Genomic DNA, 19,993 nt, shown 5'->3' on the forward strand with positions numbered 1-19,993 from the left:
TGCCGCTCGGAGCTTACGCCCATGAACCTTTCCGGCCCGTTCATCCGCCGGCCGGTGGCGACCATGCTGCTGAGCCTGGCGATCATGTTGCTGGGCGGCGTCAGCTTCGGCCTGCTGCCGGTAGCGCCGCTGCCGAACATGGACTTTCCGGTGATCGTGGTGTCTGCCAGCTTGCCGGGTGCCAGCCCGGAGATCATGGCGTCCAGCGTGGCCACGCCACTGGAACGGTCGCTGGGCACCATCGCCGGGGTCAATACCATGAGCAGCCGTTCGAGCCAGGGCTCGACACGGGTGATCCTGCAATTCGATCTGGATCGCGACATCAACGGCGCGGCGCGCGAGGTGCAGGCGGCAATCAATGCGTCGCGCAATCTGCTGCCCAGCGGTATGCGCAGCATGCCGACCTACAAGAAGGTCAACCCGTCCCAGGCGCCGATCATGGTGCTGGCGCTGACCTCCGATGTCCTGGAAAAAGGCCAGCTATACGATCTGGCGTCGACCATCCTCTCGCAAAGCCTGTCTCAGGTCACCGGCGTTGGCGAAGTGCAGATTGGCGGCAGTTCGCTGCCCGCCGTGCGTGTCGAGCTTGAACCGCAATTGCTCAACCAGTACGGCGTGTCCCTCGACGAAGTGCGCACCACGATTACCGGCGCCAACGTGCGGCGGCCCAAAGGTTCGGTGGAAACCGCCGAGAGCAACTGGCAAGTCCAGGCCAATGACCAGCTGGAAAAGGCCAAGGATTACGAACCGCTGATCATTCGCTATCAGGATGGCGCGGCGCTGCGCCTCAAGGACGTGGCCAAGGTCAGCGACGCCGTGGAAGACCGCTACAACGCCGGCTATTTCAATGACAAAGCCGCCGTGCTGCTGGTGATCAACCGCCAGGCCGGGGCGAATATCATCGAAACGGTGGCGCAGATTCGCGAGCAACTGCCGGCGCTGGAAGCGGTAATGCCAGCCAGCGTCAAACTCGAAGTGGCCCTGGACCGTTCGCCCGTGATCAAGGCCACGCTGCATGAAGCAGAAATGACCCTGTTGATTGCCGTGGTGCTGGTGATCCTGGTGGTCTTTCTGTTCCTCGGCAATTTCCGCGCATCGCTGATTCCGACACTGGCGGTTCCGGTTTCATTGGTCGGCACCTTCGCGATCATGTACCTGTGCGGCTTTTCCCTGAATAACCTGTCGCTGATGGCGCTGATTCTCGCCACCGGTCTGGTGGTGGACGACGCCATCGTCGTGCTGGAGAACATTTCCCGGCACATCGACAAAGGTGTTGCGCCGATGCAGGCGGCTTATCTGGGCGCCAAGGAAGTGGGCTTCACCTTGCTGTCGATGAACGTGTCGCTGGTCGCGGTATTCATCTCGATCCTGTTCATGGGCGGGCTGGTGGAAAGCCTGTTCCGCGAGTTCTCCATCACGCTGTCGGTGTCGATCATCGTTTCGCTGGTGGTTTCCCTGACGCTGACGCCGATGCTTTGCGCGCGCTGGCTCAAGCCGCATGTACCAGGTGAAGAAAACGCCTTGCAGCGCTGGAGCCAGCGCGTCAACGACCGGATGGTCGACGGCTATGACCGAAGCCTGGGCTGGGTGTTGCGCCATCGTCGGCTGACGCTGCTCAGCCTGCTGGTCACCATCGGAGTGAACATCGCGCTGTATGTAGTGGTGCCCAAGACCTTCCTGCCGACTCAGGATACCGGGCAGCTGATCGGTTTTGTGCGGGGTGACGATGGTCTGTCGTTCTCGGTCATGCAGCCCAAGATGGAAATATTCCGTCGCGCGGTGATGGCCGACCCGGCAGTGGATACCGTCGCCGGCTTCATCGGCGGCAACAACGGCACCAACAACGCCTTCATGATCGTGCGCCTGAAGAACATCAAGGAACGCAAGATATCGGCAGAACAGGTGGTCGAGCGCCTGCGCAAGGAAATGCCCAAGGTGCCGGGCGGCAGGGTGTTCCTGATGCCTGACCAGGATTTACAGCTGGGTGGCGGCCGCGAGCAAACCACATCGCAATATCAATACATCCTGCAAAGCGGCGATCTCGGCAGCCTGCGCCTGTGGTATCCGAAAGTCGTCGCCGCGCTCAAATCCTTGCCGGAACTGACGGCCATCGACGCCCGTGAAGGGCGTGGCGCGCAACAGGTCACGTTGCAGGTCGACCGAGACACCGCCAAGCGGCTGGGCATCGACATGAACATGGTCACTGCGGTGCTCAATAACGCTTACAGCCAGCGCCAGGTGTCCACGATCTACGACAGCCTGAACCAGTATCAGGTGGTGATGGAGGTCAATCCGAAATACGCGCAGGACCCGGTCACCCTGGAGCAGGTCCAGGTGATTACCGCCGATGGCCAGCGAGTGCCTTTATCGAGCATCGCCCACTATGAGCGCAGCCTCGAAAGCGACCGGGTGTCCCATGAAGGGCAGTTCGCTTCGGACAGTGTGTCGTTCGACCTCGCTGAAGGTGTCAGTCTCGATAAGGCCACCGTGGCGATCGAACGCGCGGTGGCCGCAGTTGGGTTGCCGTCTGATGTGATCGCGAAAATGGCCGGCACCGCCGATGCATTCGCCGCGACCCAGAAGAGCCAGCCGTGGATGATTCTCGGCGCGTTGCTCGCGGTTTATCTGGTGCTGGGTATTCTCTATGAAAGCTACATCCACCCATTGACGATTCTTTCCACGCTGCCGTCGGCAGGTGTCGGCGCGTTGCTCAGTATTTATGTGCTGGGCGGGCAGTTCAGTCTGATTTCCCTGCTTGGGTTGTTTTTGCTGATCGGCGTGGTGAAGAAGAACGCGATTCTGATGATCGACCTGGCGCTGCAACTGGAACGTCACGGCGGGATGACACCGCTGGAGTCGATCCGCAGTGCGTGCCTGCAACGTCTGCGCCCGATCCTGATGACGACGCTGGCGGCCATTCTCGGCGCGCTGCCGCTATTGCTGAGCAGTGCTGAAGGTGCGGAAATGCGTCGGCCGCTGGGCTTGACGATTATTGGCGGGCTGGTCGTGAGCCAGATCCTGACCCTTTACACCACCCCGGTGGTTTACCTTTATCTCGACCGTCTGCGCCACCGCTTCAACAAGTGGCGCGGCGTGCGTACCGATGCTGCTCTGGAAACTCCGCTATGACCGAACGCCAGAAAATCAAAGCCGTCAAACAATGGCCCGCGCTCAGTGCCGCGCGTGGTTTGGGCGTGGGGCTATGTGTTGTGCTCTTGAGTGCCTGCGCGGTCGGCCCGGATTATCACAAGCCCGAAATGGCGGCTCCGGCACAGTTCAAGGCGGCACAGGGCTGGCGCCAGGCAACGCCGAGTGACTCGCTGGCCCGTGGCGCCTGGTGGGAGTTGTATGGGGACGCGCAGCTCAACGGGCTGGTGGAAAAACTCAACAGTTCCAACCAGACCGTCGCCCAGTACGAAGCGCAATACCGTCAGGCCAAGGCGTTGGTCCGCAGCTCCCGAGGCGCGTTCTTTCCGACCCTCGACCTCACCACCAGCAAAAACCGCTCCAGCCAGGGCACCGGCAGCAGCAGCTCGAGCCTGAGCAGTTCCAGCAGCGGCATTCGCGATACCTACAATGCGCAGCTGGGCGTCAGTTGGGAAGCCGACATCTGGGGCAAGCTGCGTCGCGGGCTGGAAGCCGACACGGCCAGCGCCCAGGCGAGCCTTGGCGATCTGGCGGCCATGCAGCTGAGCCTGCAATCGGAACTGGTGCAGAACTACCTGCAATTGCGCGTCATCGACGAGCAAAAGCGTTTGCTTGAGGCCACGGTCGACGCTTATCAGCGTTCTCTGACCTTGACCCAGAACCAATACCGCGCCGGCATTTCCGGACGCGATGCGGTGGCGCAGGCGCAAACCCAGCTTAAAAGCACACAAGCCGATTTGATCGATCTGATGTGGCAGCGCGCCCAGTTCGAAAACGCCATCGCCGTGCTGATGGGCCAGGCGCCAGCGGACTTCAATCTGGCGGCCAGCACGTCGATTCCGGCGCTGCCAGCGATTCCTGTCGGCTTGCCTTCACAGTTGCTTGAGCGGCGACCGGACATCGCCGCTGCCGAGCGTTCGGTCATGGCCGCGAACGCCAACATCGGCATTGCCAAGGCGGCTTATTATCCAGACCTGACCCTGAGCCTGAGCGGCGGCTACAGCAGCAGCACCTTCGCCAACTGGATCAGTCTGCCGAATCGCTTCTGGTCAGTTGGTCCGCAGTTGGCCATGACGCTGTTCGACGGCGGGCAACGCTCGGCGGAAGTCGATCGTACCGAAGCGGTTTACGATCAGACCGTCGCGCAGTATCGGCAAACGGTACTGAACGGGTTCCAGGAAGTGGAAAACTACCTGGTGCAGCTTAAGGTCTACGAGGAAGAGGCGGGTGTGCGCGCCGAAGCGTTGGCCGCGGCCCGTGATTCGTTGCGCCTGACCAGCAATCAGTACAAGGCCGGTCTGATCGGTTATCTGGATGTGGTCAATGTCCAGACCACTGCGTTGAGCAACGAACGCAGCGTGCTGACCTTGCTGCAAAGTCGCCTGATTGCCAGCGTGCAGTTGATCGCGGCACTGGGTGGCGGCTGGGAGTCTGAAGGCGGTCTGAAACTGCAAGACTGACGGGTCACTGGCGTCAAAATTGCTGCGGATGCTGGTGCTTTAGGCCTTGTATTCCGGGGCTTTGCGGGTTTTTCGGCCAAAGTCAGGTGCATGCGAAATAATTAGTGGCTATACGCCATATTTGCGACGACGGACCGCGACATTTGGCGGAAAATGCGTAGAATCCCGCGGCTCTGACTGGGCATGGATTAGCTCGTTGTTCTACGCCGCGAGCCGCTCATGTTGATTGGTCAATACACCCCTTCGCTAGTCCTGGTTTCCATCTTCGTCGCCATCCTGGCGTCCTACACGGCGCTGGATCTTGCCGGGCGCATCGCGACGTCCCAAGGTCGTGCGTTGCTGGCGTGGATCGGTGGTGGCGCGTTTTCCATGGGTATCGGCATCTGGGCCATGCACTTCATCGGCATGCTGGCCTTCGATCTGCCCATTGATCTGGCGTTCGATTTGCCGATTACCCTGCTGTCGCTGCTAATCGCGATTGTCTCTTCCGGTTTCGCCCTCTGGCTGGTGAGTCAGCCTGCTTTGCCTCGGCTGTTGTTGGGGCTCGGGGCGTTGTTCATGGGCGCCGGAATCAGCGCAATGCACTACACCGGCATGGCGGCGCTGCGCATGCAACCGGGTATCAGTTATGACGTGGAAACGGTGCTGATGTCGCTGCTGGTCGCCGTTGCGGCATCCGCCGTGGCGCTCTGGATGGCATTGCGTTTGCGTCAACAGGTGACTTATGTGCGCTGCGTGCGCTTCGGCGCGGCAGTGGTGATGGGCGGGGCCATTGTCGGCATGCATTACATCGCCATGGCGGCGGCAGGTTTTGCCGACGGCAGTGTCTGCGGCGCACTGGCCAGGGGAATCCGCGCGGATGGCCTGGACTCGTTGGTGCTGGTCACAGTCCTGGCGGTGCTCACCATCACGCTGGTGGTGCTGGTTCTGGATGCGCATCTGGAAGCGCGCACGGCGACGCTGTCGCAGTCGCTGACCGAAGCCAATCGCGAACTGACGCACCTGGCGCTGCACGACACCCTGACAGGATTGCCCAATCGCGTGTTGTTGGCCGACAGGATCGAGTTGGCGATGCGCAAAGTAGACGCCAACGGTGGGCACTTTGCGCTGATGTTCATGGATCTCGACGGCTTCAAACCGGTCAACGATGCATTCGGCCATCATGTGGGCGACCAGTTATTGCGCGAAGTGGGCTTGCGTCTGCGGTCCAATCTCCATCGCCACGACACGCTGGCGCGCATTGGTGGCGATGAGTTTGTGCTGCTGGTCGAACTGAATGACGTTGAAGACGCGCCGAGGATCGCGGCGCGTCAGGTCAATGTCATCGCTCAGCCGTTCCGGGTCGCGGAGCAGGCCTTGCAGATCTCGGTAAGCATCGGCATCGGCCTTTATCCGGGAAGTGGCAATACGCAGCAGGAATTGCTGATGAACGCCGATGCCGCCATGTATCACGCCAAGGCAACGGGTAAAAATGGCTATTCGTTTTTCGACGGCACCATGAATACCAATGCGCGCAATCAGCTTGAGCTGCTCCAGGATCTGCGCACAGGCCTCAAACAGAATGATTTTTGCCTGTATTACCAGCCAAAATTCGACGCCATCAGTGGCCTGCCGATTGGTGCCGAAGCCTTGTTGCGCTGGGCGCATCCGCAAAAAGGCATTCTGTTGCCGGACAAATTCATCGGTCTCGCGGAAAAGACCGGCCTGATCATTCCCATTGGCGAATGGGTGCTGAACGAAGCCTGTCGGCAGATGCGCGTGTGGTTTGAGATGGGCTACAGCCATTGGCGCGTGGCGGTAAACCTGTCCGCGCTGCAGTTCTGCCATGCCAATCTGGTGGATATCGTTGCTCAGGCCTTGCACCGTCATCAATTGCCCCCTAACAGCCTGACCCTGGAAATCACTGAAACCACCGCCATGAATGACGCCGACGCCAGCATGACGGTGTTGCAGCAGCTTTCGGACATGGGCGTCGACTTGTCCATCGACGATTTCGGCACGGGCTACTCAAGCCTGATGTACCTCAAGCGGCTGCCTGCCAACGAGCTTAAAATCGACCGGGGTTTCGTCCGGGATCTGGAGCATGACAGCGATGACGCGGCCATCGTCTCGGCCATTGTTGCCCTTGGCCAGGCGCTGAATCTGCGTATCGTGGCGGAAGGTGTCGAGACCGATCGGCAGCAGAACTTCCTGACCCGACTGGGCTGTGATTCCTTGCAAGGATTTTTGCTGGGACATCCGCTGCCCGCTGCGCAGTTCATCGCTGATATCCACGCCGCCGAGGCGCGCAAGTTTCAGACGGTCCAGACTGAGAAGTAAGTGCGTTGCTGGTGGTGGCGTTTATCGTTGATCGCTGGCAGGATCATGGTTTGCCGCGTCCCTGCCGGGTTCGTCGGGGTAGCAGGCACTAACAATCGGTTCCTGGAACACGTCACGAGAAGATAATGGACAAAATTCTGCTCATCACTGGAGGTTCACGAGGTATCGGTGCCGCCACGGCTTTGCTTGCCGCCGCTCAGGGTTACCGAATCTGCATCAACTATCTGTCCGATCACACGGCTGCCGAACGGGTCTGCGGGCAGGTTCGGGAATTGGGCGCGCAGGCAATCACGGTTCAGGCAGATGTCAGCAACGAAGACGAAATCATCCGCCTGTTCGGTCGTATCGATGCTGATCTGGGGCGCGTCACGCATCTGGTCAACAATGCCGCAACCGTCGCCCATGCGTCCCGCGTCGAAGAGATGTCCGAGTTTCGCTTGCTGAAAATGATGATGAGTAACGTGGTCGGGCCAATGCTGTGCAGCAAACATGCCTTGCTGCGCATGTCGCCGCGCCATGGCGGCAAAGGCGGCAGCATCGTCAATGTTTCATCGGCGGCGTCTCGTCTGGGATCAGCAGGTGAATACGTTGATTACGCCGCGTCCAAGGGCGCACTGGACACCTTCACCATCGGTTTGTCCAAGGAAGTGGCGGGCGAGGGGATTCGGGTCAATGCCGTTCGGCCGGGTTATATCTTCACCGATTTTCACGCCCTGAGCGGCGATCCGTTTCGGGTCAGCAAGCTGGAGCCGGGTATCCCCATGGGCCGTGGTGGTGCCGCTGAAGAGGTCGCCGAGGCGATTGTCTGGCTGCTGTCGGAAAAAGCATCCTATGCCACTGGAACCTTCATTGATCTGGCGGGTGGACGCTAGGCGGAATCAGTTGCCGAGCATCGAACGGATGATCCGGCCCAGAGTTTCCATGGCTTTTTCCGCTGCATCGTTCCAGGGGCTGCCGTAGTTCAGGCGGATGCAATGAGCAAAGCGTTGGGTCGGCGAAAATATCGGTCCGGGTGCGATGCTGATGCCTTGAGCCAGCGCCACCTTGAAGACCTGCAGCGAATCTACTGAATCGGGCAGCTCCAGCCAGAGGAAATAACCGCCAACCGGTTGGCTGACCCGGGTTTGCGCCGGGAAATAGCGGCCGATGGCCGCGAGCATGGCGCGTTGCTGATCTTCCAGGGCGTAACGCAGCTTGCGCAGGTGACGGTCGTAGCCGCCGTGTTCGAGATAATCGGCAATGGCCGCCTGCGCTGGCATCGAAGCGCACAGCGATGTCATCAATTTGAGCCTTTCGATTTTTTGCGCATACCGTCCCGCCGCCACCCAGCCGATTCTGTAGCCGGGGGCGAGGCTCTTGGCGAACGATCCGCAATGCATCACCAACCCGTCGGTATCGAAGGCCTTGGCCGGTTTCGGCGCATGCGGCCCGTAATAAAGCTCGGCGTACACGTCGTCTTCAATCAACGGCACCTGATGCTCGCGCAGCAGTTCGACCAATTCGCGTTTACGCGCTTCTGGCATCAAGGCGCCGCTGGGATTCTGGAAACTGGTCATGCACCAGACGGCCTTGACCGGATAGCGTTCCAGGGTTTGCGCCAGAATGCCCAGGTCGATGCCGTCATGGGGGTGCACCGGAATCTCCACAGCCTTGAGCTTCAAGCGTTCCAGCACTTGCAGGCAGGCGTAGAACGCTGGCGCTTCGATTGCCACCAGATCGCCCGGCTCGGTGACGGCTTGCAGGCACAGATTCAGCGCTTCCAGCGCGCCGTTGGTGATCAGCAGCTCTTCCATGGGCAGCATCAGGCCGCTAATCATGTAACGAAGGGCTATTTGCCGACGCAATTGCGGATGGCCCGGCGACATGTCGGTGACGACCATACGTGGGTCCATATCCCGGCTGGCACTGGCTAGGGAGCGGGACAGGCGTTGCAACGGAAACAGCAGCGGGCTGGGGAAAGCCGAGCCGAACGGCACGGTGTTCGGATCCTTGATGGAGTCCAGTACCGAGAACACCAGTTCGCTGACGTCCACCTCAGTGGACTCGCTGACCTGCGGCTCCCTGGGCGTCTGCGCCGGCTGCACAAGAACGCTGGGGTTGACGAAATAACCCGAGCGCGGCCGGGCGCGAATCAGGCCACGGCGCTCCAGCAGGTAATAGGCCTGGAACACCGTCGAGGGGCTGATGCCATGGGCCTGGCTGGCATAACGTACCGATGGCACCCGTTCACCGGGCGCGAGGACGCCGCTGCGAATCAACTCGGCAATATCGTCGGCGTACTTCTCGTAGCGCTTCATGGTGTCTCGCGGGCTGGATGGCGTGCAAAGCATACGCTACTCGATCAACGGTTCAGAGGTGCAACAAAGCGACTGGCCGCCAGGCCGCGGATTTCAGGCTGATCCTGATCGACCACCTCGAAGGCAATGGTCTGGGAACTGCTGCTGGGTCGTTCAGCCAGCATGGCTACAGACACCGGCAAGTCGATGATTTCCCCGGCGGCCAGGCGCAGGTCGGTCTTGCCATGCAATTCGAAGCCCGGGCTGTCAGCGAGGGCCAGTCGGTAATGCTGTGTTTGCTGGGTCTTGTTGATGATTTTCAGGCTGTAGATATTCTCGATCTGGCCCTGGCTGTTTTCCCGAAACAGGCCGCGATCCTTGCTGACGTCCAGGGACACCATGGGCCGTTCAATGAGCGCCATGGCCAGGGCGCCGATCATCAGCAGCAAGACCGCGCAATAACCCAGCAGACGCGGGCGCAACAGCTGAGTGGTGCCACCTTGCAGCACCCGTTCGGAGGCGTAACGCACCAGGCCGCGTTCGTAGCCCATTTTGTCCATGATCGAATCGCAGGCGTCGATACACGCTGCGCAGCCGATGCACTCCATTTGCAGGCCGTCGCGGATGTCGATGCCAGTAGGGCAGACTTGAACGCAGACCTGGCAGTCGATGCAGTCGCCCAGACCTAATGCCGCCGGATCGGCTTCGCGCTTGCGCGGTCCACGGTGCTCGCCGCGCGCCGCATCATAGGCAACGGTCAACGTGTCCTGGTCAAACATCACGCTCTGGAAGCGCGCATACGGGCACATATGCAGACAAACCGCTTCACGCAGCCAGCCGGCATTGATATAGGTGGCCGCCGTAAAGAACACCACCCAGAACAGGCTGACGCCGCCCATTTCCAGGGTCAGCAACTCTTCGGCCAGCGGGCGGATGGGCGTGAAGTAGCCAACGAAGGTCAGCCCGGTCAGCACGCTGATCACCAGCCATAACGTGTGTTTGGCCGAGCGGCGCAGCAGCTTGTCGACGCTCCAGGGCGCGGCCTCAAGCTTGATCCGCTGGTGACGTTCGCCTTCGGTCAGCTTTTCGCACCACATGAAGATCCACGTCCAGGAACTCTGCGGACAGGTGTAACCACACCAGACCCGTCCTGCAAACACGGTGATAGCAAACAGGCCGAATGCACAGATGATCAGCAGCGCCGACAGCAGGATGAAATCCTGCGGCCAGAAGGTGGCGCCGAAGATATGAAACTTGCTCTCGGCCAGATCCCACAATACCGCCTGGCGATTGCCCCATTGCAGCCAGGCCGTGCCGAAGAACAGCAGGAAAAGCAGGCCCGTGCCAGTCAAGCGCAGGGAGCGGAACAGGCCGGTAAAGCTGCGGGTGTGGATCAGGCTGCTGGATGGCCGGGATCTGGAACGAATCGGTTGGCCAGGCTCAATGCTCTGTACGGGGATTCTCTCGCTCATGGCTAGTGCTCATCTACCGCTAATCAGGTGACGAGACTATGCGCGCCGGTCTGTAACCAAAACAGATTCAGCCTGACGATAAAAAACCGTATCAGATGGGTTTTTGAGCAATGTTTGCGGTATTGGAAGTAAAGCGACAGTCAGCGTGATCTGAGTCAAATCGCCGACTGCCAAGCTGTGCTGGATCAAATGACTGTCGTTGGACTTTCAGTGTCGCGATCCACCGTGTGGTGGCGCAGGTCCTTGGCCTTGTAGATGGTCAAAGCGTCAGCTTCCGCCTCGGTAATCGGCACTTTAATCCCATCGATCTCGGCTTCGGACATATGTGTCGCGTCATTGGTGGTGATCGCAATGTCGACCACCCGGCTGCTGCGCCGAACGCCGTCGATTTCTGCGGAACAGTGTTCGTTAGTGCTATCGAATTCCAGTGGCATGGTGAACTCCTTTGAAATGAGGCCTACTAGATTTACGACCACTTGCCGAGGGCAACGTTCTGAGCGTTGTGCCAGCACTCCGGGCTCAGGTCGGTGTCTATTGGCATGCGATTCGAATATTGAGCTCGCGGCCGTTTCTCTGACACCGCGCCGCTCCTACAGGGCTGCGGTGTCATGTTCACTACTAAATGCAGGAGCTCCAATGGATCACCCGTGGTGGCACGAAGTCGGCGTCACGTTGCAACAGGAATTCTCTGATATCACCGATGCGTCACAGCTGACCCGTGTCACGGTCAGGTTGTTGGTTGCAGCGTTGCTGGGCGGGATTCTCGGTTTTGAACGTGAGCAGAAGGGCAAAGCGGCCGGGGTTCGTACCCATATGCTGGTGGCGATGGGGGCGGCGTTGTTTGTCCTGGCGCCGCGACTGGCGGGCGCTGACGATGCCGCGTTGAGCCGAGTGATTCAAGGCATCGTCGCCGGTATCGGATTTCTTGGCGCGGGGACAATCCTCAAGGGACGGGAGCAGAGCACCGGTCAGGTCAAAGGCCTGACGACCGCCGCTGGACTGTGGATGACCGCCGCGATTGGCATCGCGGCGGGGATGGGGCGTGAGGCGACTGCGGTGCTGAGTACTTTGTTGGCCCTAGGCATCCTCAGCCTGATGCCAAGGATTGTCGCCAGGCTGGACCCGCCCGAGAAAAATCGCGACAAGGACGATGGTTCGGAAAAACCCTGACTGCCGCTTTGAACATCCTGCAGCTTATTCGGGGAAATCTTCGCCCAGAATCGCTGGCGGCTCTTCTGCTGGCGGATCGCCCACGGGCGTCGGGATCACTGGCGGCATGGTGGGCGGCGGATCTTCATCAGGCTTGGGTACCGGCAATGCAGGATCATCAATCATCGGATCGGGCGTTTCTGGCGGGATCGGAATGCTCATTGGCTTCACCTTCCTGTGGAATGCGCTGTGGAGTATGGCGTACAAGACCGGCCCAGCAGGGGGTCTTGTCAGGCTCGAAGGTTTGGACAACGTGCTGTTGCCGATGACTCCGCGTTCGTCTCCAGTTGTGTCTACGCTGACAAGCGCCAGTGCTCGGTCCGCTTGAAAGCTCTTTGAACTTTTAACCTGCCACACCGCTCGGAAACTAGGCGACCGGATCACACGAGTCAGTATGAATTGCTCCGGTTGCCAAATTTTTGTCCAGCTGCCTGTTTCGGGCTGTCCGCAACCTTTATTGCATGGATTTGCACAGGAGCGTCCCTGGGGCGTGAGGAGTGATGCTCGATGAATGTGACTGCCGATCAGCCATTTGGCCCGGATTCCCTGGCCACCGATACCCAACACCCGGCTCGACCTATAACGCTGACTCAAGCCTTGCAATTGCCGCGCATCGTGATCGAAAACACGACGCCGGTAATCGACGATGGGCTGTTTGCCGCCAAGGCAATCGTTGGCCAGCCAGTACCCGTCACCAGTAAGGTATTCGCTGACGGGCACGATAAGCTGGCGGTCAAGATTCGTTGGCGCGCCGCCGACGAAGAGCATTGGCACACCGCGCCGATGCGCGAGCTGGTCAATGACAACTGGGTCGGTGAGTTCACCCCGACCTCCGTCAACCGCTACGTGTTTCGCCTGGAAGCCTGGATCGACCAGTTCGCCAGCTACCGCTATGAGCTCGAGAAGAAATTCAGCGCAGGCGTTTCCATCGAGCTGGAGTTGATTGAAGGCAGGATTCATCTGGAGCACGCGGCCGAACGCACCAAGGGCGAGCTGCAACAGCAGCTTCACGCCGCGCTGGGCGAGCTGGAAAAGGCCGAGGCCGAGGAAAAGGTCGCGTTGCTGCTGCACAGTGAAACCGCAGCGCTGATGAACCAGGCGGATAACCAGACATTCCTGAGTCGCAGCGTCGAGTTCCCGCTGGATGTGGAGCGTGAGCTGGCACAGTTTGCCAGTTGGTACGAACTGTTCCCGCGCTCGATCACCGACAGTCCCGAGCGTCACGGCACGTTCAATGATGTTCACTCGCGATTGCCGACGATCCGCGATATGGGCTTCGACGTATTGTATTTCCCGCCGATCCATCCGATTGGCCGCGCGCATCGCAAGGGCCCGAACAACTCGTTGACTGCCGGCCCCGACGATCCGGGCAGCCCGTATGCCATCGGCAGCGAGGAGGGTGGTCACGATGCCATCCACCCGCAATTGGGTACCCGTGAAGACTTCCGCAACCTGGTTGCCGCTGCTGCCGAACATGGCCTGGAGATCGCGCTGGACTTCGCTATCCAGTGTTCCCAGGATCACCCGTGGCTCAAGGAGCATCCGGGCTGGTTCACCTGGCGCCCGGACGGCACGATCCGTTATGCGGAAAACCCGCCGAAAAAATATCAGGACATCGTCAACGTCGATTTCTATGCGCCCGACGCGATTCCCAGCCTATGGCTGGAGCTGCGCGACGTGGTGTTGGGTTGGGTCAAGGAAGGGGTCAAAATCTTCCGCGTTGATAATCCGCACACCAAGCCGCTGCCTTTCTGGCAATGGATGATTGCCGATATTCGCAGTCAGCATCCGGAAGTCATGTTCCTGGCTGAGGCGTTCACCAAGCCGGGCATGATGGCGCGCCTGGGCAAGGTCGGTTACTCCCAGAGCTATACCTATTTCACCTGGCGCAACACCAAGGCCGAATTGACCGAGTACCTGACCGAGCTCAACGAGTCGCCGTGGCGTGAATGCTACCGTCCGAACTTCTTCGTCAATACGCCGGACATCAACCCGCCATTCCTGCAGCAGTCCGGGCGTGCTGGCTTCTTGATCCGCGCGGCGCTGGCGACCATGGGTTCCGGTTTGTGGGGCATGTATTCCGGTTTCGAGCTGTGCGAAGCCGCGCCGGTACCCGGCAAGGAAGAATATCTGGACTCGGAGAAGTATCAGCTGCGGCCACGGGACTTCACTGCGCCGGGCAATATCATCCCCGAGATTGCCCAGCTCAATCGCATCCGGCGCCAGAATCCGGCGTTGCAGACCCATTTGGGCCTGAAGATTTATAACGCCTGGAACGACAATATCCTGTACTTCGGCAAGCGCAGCGCAGATGGCAGCAACTTCATTCTGGTTGCTATCAACCTTGATCCGTTCAATGTTCAAGAAGGGCAATTTGAACTGCCGCTGTGGGAAATGGGGCTGCCCGACGATGCCGCGACCTCCGGCGAAGATCTGATGACCGGACATCGCTGGACCTGGTACGGGAAAACCCAGTTCACACGTCTTGACCCGGCTTACCAGCCTTTCGGCATCTGGCGTATCCAGTCCACGAATTAAGCAGCAGGGACACATCCATGGCGAAGAAACCCAAGAGCGCGGCGTTCATCAATGACCCGCTCTGGTACAAGGACGCAGTGATCTACCAGGTTCACGTGAAGTCTTTTTTCGATTCGAACGATGACGGGATTGGTGACTTTCCCGGCCTGATCGCCAAGCTTGATTACATTGCCGAGCTTGGGGTCAACACCATCTGGCTGTTGCCGTTCTATCCGTCGCCGCGCCGCGACGATGGTTACGACATTGCCGATTATCGCGGTGTGCACAGCGATTACGGCACCATGGCGGACGCCAAGAAATTTATCGCCGAGGCCCACAAACGCGGGTTGCGGGTGATCACCGAGCTGGTCATCAACCACACCTCCGACCAGCATCCATGGTTTCAGAAAGCTCGCGCAGCCAAGCCAGGTTCCAAGGCTCGGGACTTTTACGTGTGGTCCGACAGCGACCAGAAGTACGACGGCACGCGTATCATCTTTCTCGATACCGAGAAGTCCAACTGGACCTGGGATCCGGTGGCGGGGCAGTATTTCTGGCACCGTTTCTATTCCCACCAGCCAGACCTGAACTTCGACAATCCGGCGGTCATGGAAGCGGTGCTGGAGGTGATGCGTTATTGGCTGGACATGGGCATTGACGGCCTGCGTCTGGATGCGATCCCGTACCTGATCGAACGTGACGGCACCAATAATGAAAACCTGCCTGAAACGCACACCGTCCTCAAAAAAATTCGCGCCGAAATCGACGCCAATTATCCGGACCGGATGTTGCTGGCCGAGGCCAATCAATGGCCCGAAGACACTCAGCTGTACTTTGGTGATACCAAAGGCAAGGACGGCGATGAATGCCATATGGCCTTTCACTTCCCATTGATGCCGCGCATGTACATGGCGCTGGCTCAGGAAGACCGCTTTCCGATCACCGACATCCTGCGTCAGACCCCGGAAATCCCGGCCAACTGTCAGTGGGCGATCTTCCTGCGCAACCACGATGAACTGACCCTGGAAATGGTCACTGATCGTGAGCGCGACTACCTGTGGAATTACTACGCCGCCGACCGCCGCGCACGGATCAACCTGGGTATTCGTCGGCGTCTGGCGCCGCTGGTGGAGCGCGACCGTCGCCGCGTCGAGTTGCTCAACAGCATGCTGTTGTCGATGCCTGGCACGCCGACGTTGTATTACGGCGATGAAATCGGCATGGGTGACAACATCTATCTCGGCGACCGGGACGGTGTACGAACGCCGATGCAGTGGTCCATCGACCGCAACGGCGGCTTCTCCCGCGCCGATCCGGCAAGCCTGGTGCTGCCGCCGATCATGGACCCGCTGTACGGTTACCTGTCGGTCAATGTTGAAACCCAGAACAATGACAAGCATTCCCTTTTGAACTGGAATCGGCGCATGCTCGCTGTGCGCAAGCAGCAAAAGGCCTTTGGTCGCGGAACGCTGAAAATGCTCTCGCCGAGCAATCGACGGATTCTCGCTTACATTCGCGAATACACCGGACCGGATGGCAAAAACGAAATCATCCTGTGCGTGGCTAACGTTTCCAGTGCGTCGCAAGCCGCGGAATTGGAGTTGTCCAATTATGCAGGCACGGTGCCGGTCGAGATGTTGGGTGGCAGTGCGTTTCCGCCTATTGGCCAGCTCAACTATCTACTGACTTTGCCGCCCTATGGTTTTTACTGGTTTTTGTTGGCATCGGAGAACCAGATGCCAAGCTGGCACGTAGAGCCCGCGCAGAGCATCCCGGACTTTCCGACCATGGTTCTGAAAAAACGACTCGAAGAGCTGCTCGACGAACCGTTGCGCAGCACGATGGAAAACAACTCGCTGGCCGTCTACTTGCCTAAACGCCGCTGGTTTGCGGCCAAGGACAAGGCGATCGACAAGGTGCACATCGCTTACGCGGTACGCTTTGGCGATGCATCGCATCCGGTTCTGCTCAGCGAAATCGAAGTCACCGCAGGCGATCATCAAGGCTGCTATCAGTTGCCATTCGGTCTGTTGGCTGAAGATGACATCAGCAGCGCATTGCCTCAGCAACTGGCGCTGGCCCGTGTTCGTCGCGGACGTCAGGTTGGCTTGATCACCGATGCCTTCACCCTGGAAACCTTCATTCGTGCGGTCATTCAAGGCATGCAGGCTGAAACCGTGCTGCACAGCAGCGAAGGTGAGTTGCGCTTCGAGCGCACCGCGTTGCTCGAACCGCTTGGGCTGAACAGCGAATCGGAAGTGCGTTACCTGTCTGCCGAGCAGTCCAACAGTTCGGTAGTCGTGGGCGGCGGTCTGGTGCTGAAAATGATCCGTAAGGTCACGGCAGGGGTTCATCCGGAACTGGAAATGGGTGCTTACCTGACCAATGCGGGCTACAAACACATTTCGCCGTTGCTGGGTTCGGTGGTGCGGGTTGGCAATGATGGCGAACCTAACCTGCTGATGATTGCGCAGGGTTATCTGAGCAATCAGGGCGACGCGTGGGAATGGACGCAGAACAACCTGGAGCGTGCGGTGCGCGATGAAATGGCGCACGGTGTTTCCGGACAGGAACAGCATTACAACGCCTTGCTGGAGCTGGCTGATTTTTCCCGCAACCTTGGGCAACGCCTCGGTGAAATGCATCAGGTGCTGGCGGCCAAAACCGACAATGCCGACTTTACTGCCGAAGTGACCACGGTCAAGGAAAGCCAGGCTTCAGGTAAAAGCGTCGCTGCACAGATCGAGCGCGCCTTGCAGTACCTGGAGCAACAGAAATCCCACCTTGAGGCGGTTGACCAGAAGCTGGTGACCGACCTGCTGGGCAAGCGCAAGCAAATCCTCAACCACGTGCAGGCCCTGGCCAAGCGTTCGGTGGGCGGCTTGCGTATCCGGGTGCATGGCGACTTGCACCTTGGGCAGATCCTGGTGGTCAAGGGCGATGCCTATCTGATCGATTTCGAAGGCGAGCCTGCTCGTCCGATGCACGAACGACGCGCCAAGCACAGCCCGTACAAAGACGTGAGCGGCGTGCTGCGTTCCTTTGATTACGCTGCGGCCATGGCCGTGCGCAGTGCGCAGAGTGTCGACACTTCACCGGAGGCTGGCGCCGCACGCCGTCGTGTCGCCGAGACGTATTTGAGCCAGGCCCGTGAAGCTTTCATCGAAGGGTATCGCTCGACGACCACAAAACTGGCGCATGCCTGGAAAGATGCCAAGGGTGAAAGTGCCGCACTTGAGCTGTTCACCCTTGAAAAAACTGCTTATGAAGTGGTCTACGAAGCTGAAAACCGCCCGACCTGGTTGTCGGTGCCGTTGCAAGGCCTGCGTGGGCTGCTGAACCTGTCTGATGGAGAGTCTCAATGAATGCGCCTGATAAAACCGGCGCGGCTCCGCAGTTGATGCCCGCAGCCGCGGACATGGATGCGTTGATCCGTGCTGAACACCGTGACCCATTCTCTGTACTCGGCCCCCATGGCGATGGCGCCAACGGCCAGTTCATTCGGGCTTACCTGCCGGATGCCTTGAGCGTCAGCGTGTTGGCCCGTGATGGCGAACGTGAGCTGGGTCCACTGCAAATGAGCGAAGTGCCGGGGTTTTTCGTCGGGCATTTCACCGAAGCACAGCCGTACTTGCTGAAAATCAACTGGGCCGGCGGTGAGCAGATCACCGAAGACCCGTACAGCTTTGGCCCGTTGCTGGGCGAAATGGACCTTTACCTGTTTGCCGAAGGCAACCATCGCGACCTGAGCAGCTGTCTGGGTGCGCAGGTCAAGAATGTCGACGGCATTGATGGCGTGCGCTTCTCGGTCTGGGCGCCCAATGCGCGGCGTGTCTCGGTGGTCGGTGGTTTCAACAATTGGGACGGTCGTCGTCACACCATGCGTTTGCGCCACCCGACCGGTGTCTGGGAAGTGTTTGTGCCGCGCCTCAAGCCGGGCGAAGTCTACAAGTACGAGATTCTGGGCGCCGATGGCATCCTGCCGCTGAAAGCCGACCCTATGGCTTTGGCGACCACCATGCCGCCGGATACGGCTTCGAAAGTCGCCGCGCCTTTGCAGTTCGACTGGAAAGATGACGCCTGGCTGGCCTCCCGCGCAGATCGTCATGCGGCTAACGCGCCCTTGTCGATCTACGAGCTGCACGCGGGTTCGTGGCAGAAGGAACAGAACGAGGAAGGTGAGTGGCGCCAGTACAACTGGCATGAGCTGGGCGAACGGCTGATCCCGTATGTCAAGGAACTGGGTTTCACCCATATCGAGCTGATGCCGATCATGGAACACCCATTCGGCGGCTCGTGGGGTTATCAGCTGCTGGCGCAATTCGCTCCCACCGCGCGCTACGGTTCCCCGGAAGATTTCGCAGCGTTCGTCAACGCCTGCCACGAGGCGGAAATCGGCGTGATTCTTGACTGGGTACCGGCGCATTTCCCGACCGATACTCACGGCCTGGCGCAGTTCGATGGCACCGCGCTGTACGAATACGCCAACCCTCAGGAAGGCTTTCATCAGGACTGGGACACGCTGATCTACAACCTGGGCCGTACTGAAGTGCATGGTTTCATGCTGGCTTCGGGGCTGCACTGGCTCAAGCACTTCCACGTCGATGGGCTGCGCGTGGACGCTGTCGCATCGATGCTGTATCGCGACTATTCGCGTAAAGCCGGGGAGTGGGTGCCGAACCGTTTCGGTGGTCGCGAGAACCTGGAAGCCATTGATTTTCTGCGTCACCTCAATGACGTGGTCAATCTCGAAGTGCCCGGCGCGCTGGTGATTGCCGAAGAATCCACGGCCTGGCCCGGCGTGAGTCAGACCACGCAACAAGGTGGTTTGGGCTTTGCCTACAAATGGAACATGGGCTGGATGCACGACACGTTGCATTACATGCAGCAGGATCCGATTCATCGCGCCCATCACCATAGCGAGCTGAGCTTCGGGCTGATGTATGCCTGGTCGGAAAAATTCATCTTGCCGATCTCCCACGATGAAGTGGTGCACGGCAAGCATTCGCTGATCGACAAGATGCCTGGCGACCGCTGGCAGAAATTCGCCAACCTGCGCGCTTATCTGACGTTCATGTGGACTCATCCGGGCAAGAAACTGCTGTTCATGGGCTGCGAATTTGGCCAATGGCGCGAGTGGAACCACGACGAACAGCTGGACTGGTATCTGCTGCAATACGCAGAGCACATCGGCGTGAAAACGCTGGTCAGCGATCTGAACCGGATCTATCGCGAAGAGAAAGCCCTGCACGAACGCGATACCGAGCCAATGGGCTTCCAGTGGCTGATCGGCGACGATGCCGCCAACAGTGTTTTCGCCTGGTTGCGCTGGAGCAAGGAAGGCGAACCGCTGTTGGTGGTCGCCAACCTGACGCCTGTGCCGCGCGTGAACTATCGCGTCGGCGTACCGTTCGCAGGCAAGTGGAGCGAGCTGCTCAACAGTGACGCGGAAACCTATGCCGGCTCCAACTTCGGCAATGGCGGCGCGGTGCAGACGCAAGACAGCAAAAGTCACGGCATGCCGGCTTCGCTGGAGCTGAACCTGCCTCCGCTGGCAGTGTTGATTCTCAAGCCGTACGCCGAGTAATCCACA

12 protein-coding genes are annotated in these 19,993 nt (G+C 59.5%); 8 read left to right on the forward strand and 4 right to left on the reverse strand.

Features of this window, described 5'->3' with window-relative positions:
* Window positions 1-21 precede the first annotated feature (21 nt).
* The 4 genes from AFK24_RS28880 (at window position 22) to AFK24_RS28895 (ending at window position 7,798) form a co-directional block, all read left to right on the forward strand.
* Window positions 22-3,129: an efflux RND transporter permease subunit gene (locus AFK24_RS28880; RefSeq protein ID WP_065836499.1), complete on the forward strand. Its 3,108-nt coding sequence runs from the start codon at window positions 22-24 to the stop codon at window positions 3,127-3,129.
* Complete coding sequence (locus AFK24_RS28885) at window positions 3,126-4,607, forward strand: efflux transporter outer membrane subunit (protein ID WP_065836500.1); 1,482 nt, start codon at window positions 3,126-3,128, stop codon at window positions 4,605-4,607. Before AFK24_RS28880 ends, AFK24_RS28885 begins: the two co-directional genes overlap by 4 nt.
* 219 nt (window positions 4,608-4,826) lie before the next feature.
* Entirely contained in the window at window positions 4,827-6,926 is a 2,100-nt protein-coding gene (locus tag AFK24_RS28890; protein ID WP_065836501.1) for a putative bifunctional diguanylate cyclase/phosphodiesterase, read from the forward strand.
* Window positions 6,927-7,051: 125 nt separating this feature from the next.
* Entirely contained in the window at window positions 7,052-7,798 is a 747-nt protein-coding gene (locus AFK24_RS28895; RefSeq protein ID WP_065836502.1) for an SDR family oxidoreductase, read from the forward strand.
* Between the two features lie 6 nt (window positions 7,799-7,804).
* On the opposite strand, the gene mapR is transcribed toward AFK24_RS28895, so the two are convergent.
* The 3 genes from mapR to AFK24_RS28910 all read right to left on the reverse strand — a co-directional run bounded on the left by mapR (window position 7,805) and on the right by AFK24_RS28910 (window position 11,108).
* Complete coding sequence (gene mapR / locus AFK24_RS28900; protein WP_065836503.1) at window positions 7,805-9,223, reverse strand: GntR family transcriptional regulator MpaR; 1,419 nt, start codon at window positions 9,221-9,223, stop codon at window positions 7,805-7,807.
* 44 nt (window positions 9,224-9,267) lie between these two features.
* Window positions 9,268-10,674 (reverse strand): cytochrome c oxidase accessory protein CcoG, encoded by a 1,407-nt coding sequence (gene ccoG, locus AFK24_RS28905; RefSeq protein WP_065836504.1) that lies wholly within the window; start codon window positions 10,672-10,674, stop codon window positions 9,268-9,270.
* 185 nt (window positions 10,675-10,859) lie between these two features.
* Complete coding sequence (locus AFK24_RS28910) at window positions 10,860-11,108, reverse strand: DUF3203 family protein (protein WP_065836505.1); 249 nt, start codon at window positions 11,106-11,108, stop codon at window positions 10,860-10,862.
* 202 nt (window positions 11,109-11,310) lie between these two features.
* On the opposite strand from AFK24_RS28910, the gene AFK24_RS28915 reads away from it, so the two are divergent.
* Window positions 11,311-11,844, forward strand: a complete 534-nt coding sequence (locus AFK24_RS28915) for an MgtC/SapB family protein (RefSeq protein WP_065836506.1) — start codon at window positions 11,311-11,313, stop codon at window positions 11,842-11,844.
* Between the two features lie 24 nt (window positions 11,845-11,868).
* Here AFK24_RS28915 and AFK24_RS31300 read toward each other — a convergent pair whose 3' ends face one another.
* A complete protein-coding gene (locus AFK24_RS31300) occupies window positions 11,869-12,045 on the reverse strand; it encodes a hypothetical protein (RefSeq protein ID WP_020290030.1) in 177 nt (58 codons plus the stop codon).
* 345 nt (window positions 12,046-12,390) lie between these two features.
* On the opposite strand from AFK24_RS31300, the gene AFK24_RS28920 reads away from it, so the two are divergent.
* The 3 genes from AFK24_RS28920 to glgB are packed head-to-tail and all read left to right on the forward strand — an operon-like array spanning window position 12,391 to window position 19,987.
* Window positions 12,391-14,421 (forward strand): alpha-1,4-glucan--maltose-1-phosphate maltosyltransferase, encoded by a 2,031-nt coding sequence (locus AFK24_RS28920; protein WP_065836507.1) that lies wholly within the window; start codon window positions 12,391-12,393, stop codon window positions 14,419-14,421.
* A 17-nt stretch (window positions 14,422-14,438) separates the two neighbouring features.
* Window positions 14,439-17,765 carry a maltose alpha-D-glucosyltransferase gene (treS, locus tag AFK24_RS28925; protein WP_065836508.1) on the forward strand — a complete coding sequence of 1,109 codons (3,327 nt, stop codon included), beginning with the start codon at window positions 14,439-14,441 and terminating at the stop codon, window positions 17,763-17,765.
* A complete protein-coding gene (glgB, locus tag AFK24_RS28930; RefSeq protein WP_065836509.1) occupies window positions 17,762-19,987 on the forward strand; it encodes a 1,4-alpha-glucan branching protein GlgB in 2,226 nt (741 codons plus the stop codon). The genes treS and glgB overlap by 4 nt, the downstream gene beginning before the upstream one ends.
* Window positions 19,988-19,993 lie beyond the last annotated feature (6 nt).

The sequence above is a fragment of the Pseudomonas syringae genome (assembly GCF_001698815.1).
Classification (GTDB): Bacteria; Pseudomonadota; Gammaproteobacteria; order Pseudomonadales; family Pseudomonadaceae; genus Aquipseudomonas; species Aquipseudomonas syringae_A.

Coding starts and splice junctions, on each gene's coding strand:
- AFK24_RS28880 (WP_065836499.1), top strand. CDS start 22: ATGAACCTTTCCGGCCCGTTCATCCGCCGGCCGGTGGCGACCATGCTG.
- AFK24_RS28885 (WP_065836500.1), top strand. CDS start 3,126: ATGACCGAACGCCAGAAAATCAAAGCCGTCAAACAATGGCCCGCGCTC.
- AFK24_RS28890 (WP_065836501.1), top strand. CDS start 4,827: ATGTTGATTGGTCAATACACCCCTTCGCTAGTCCTGGTTTCCATCTTC.
- AFK24_RS28895 (WP_065836502.1), top strand. CDS start 7,052: ATGGACAAAATTCTGCTCATCACTGGAGGTTCACGAGGTATCGGTGCC.
- mapR (WP_065836503.1), bottom strand. CDS start 9,223: ATGAAGCGCTACGAGAAGTACGCCGACGATATTGCCGAGTTGATTCGC.
- ccoG (WP_065836504.1), bottom strand. CDS start 10,674: ATGAGCGAGAGAATCCCCGTACAGAGCATTGAGCCTGGCCAACCGATT.
- AFK24_RS28910 (WP_065836505.1), bottom strand. CDS start 11,108: ATGCCACTGGAATTCGATAGCACTAACGAACACTGTTCCGCAGAAATC.
- AFK24_RS28915 (WP_065836506.1), top strand. CDS start 11,311: ATGGATCACCCGTGGTGGCACGAAGTCGGCGTCACGTTGCAACAGGAA.
- AFK24_RS31300 (WP_020290030.1), bottom strand. CDS start 12,045: ATGAGCATTCCGATCCCGCCAGAAACGCCCGATCCGATGATTGATGAT.
- AFK24_RS28920 (WP_065836507.1), top strand. CDS start 12,391: ATGAATGTGACTGCCGATCAGCCATTTGGCCCGGATTCCCTGGCCACC.
- treS (WP_065836508.1), top strand. CDS start 14,439: ATGGCGAAGAAACCCAAGAGCGCGGCGTTCATCAATGACCCGCTCTGG.
- glgB (WP_065836509.1), top strand. CDS start 17,762: ATGAATGCGCCTGATAAAACCGGCGCGGCTCCGCAGTTGATGCCCGCA.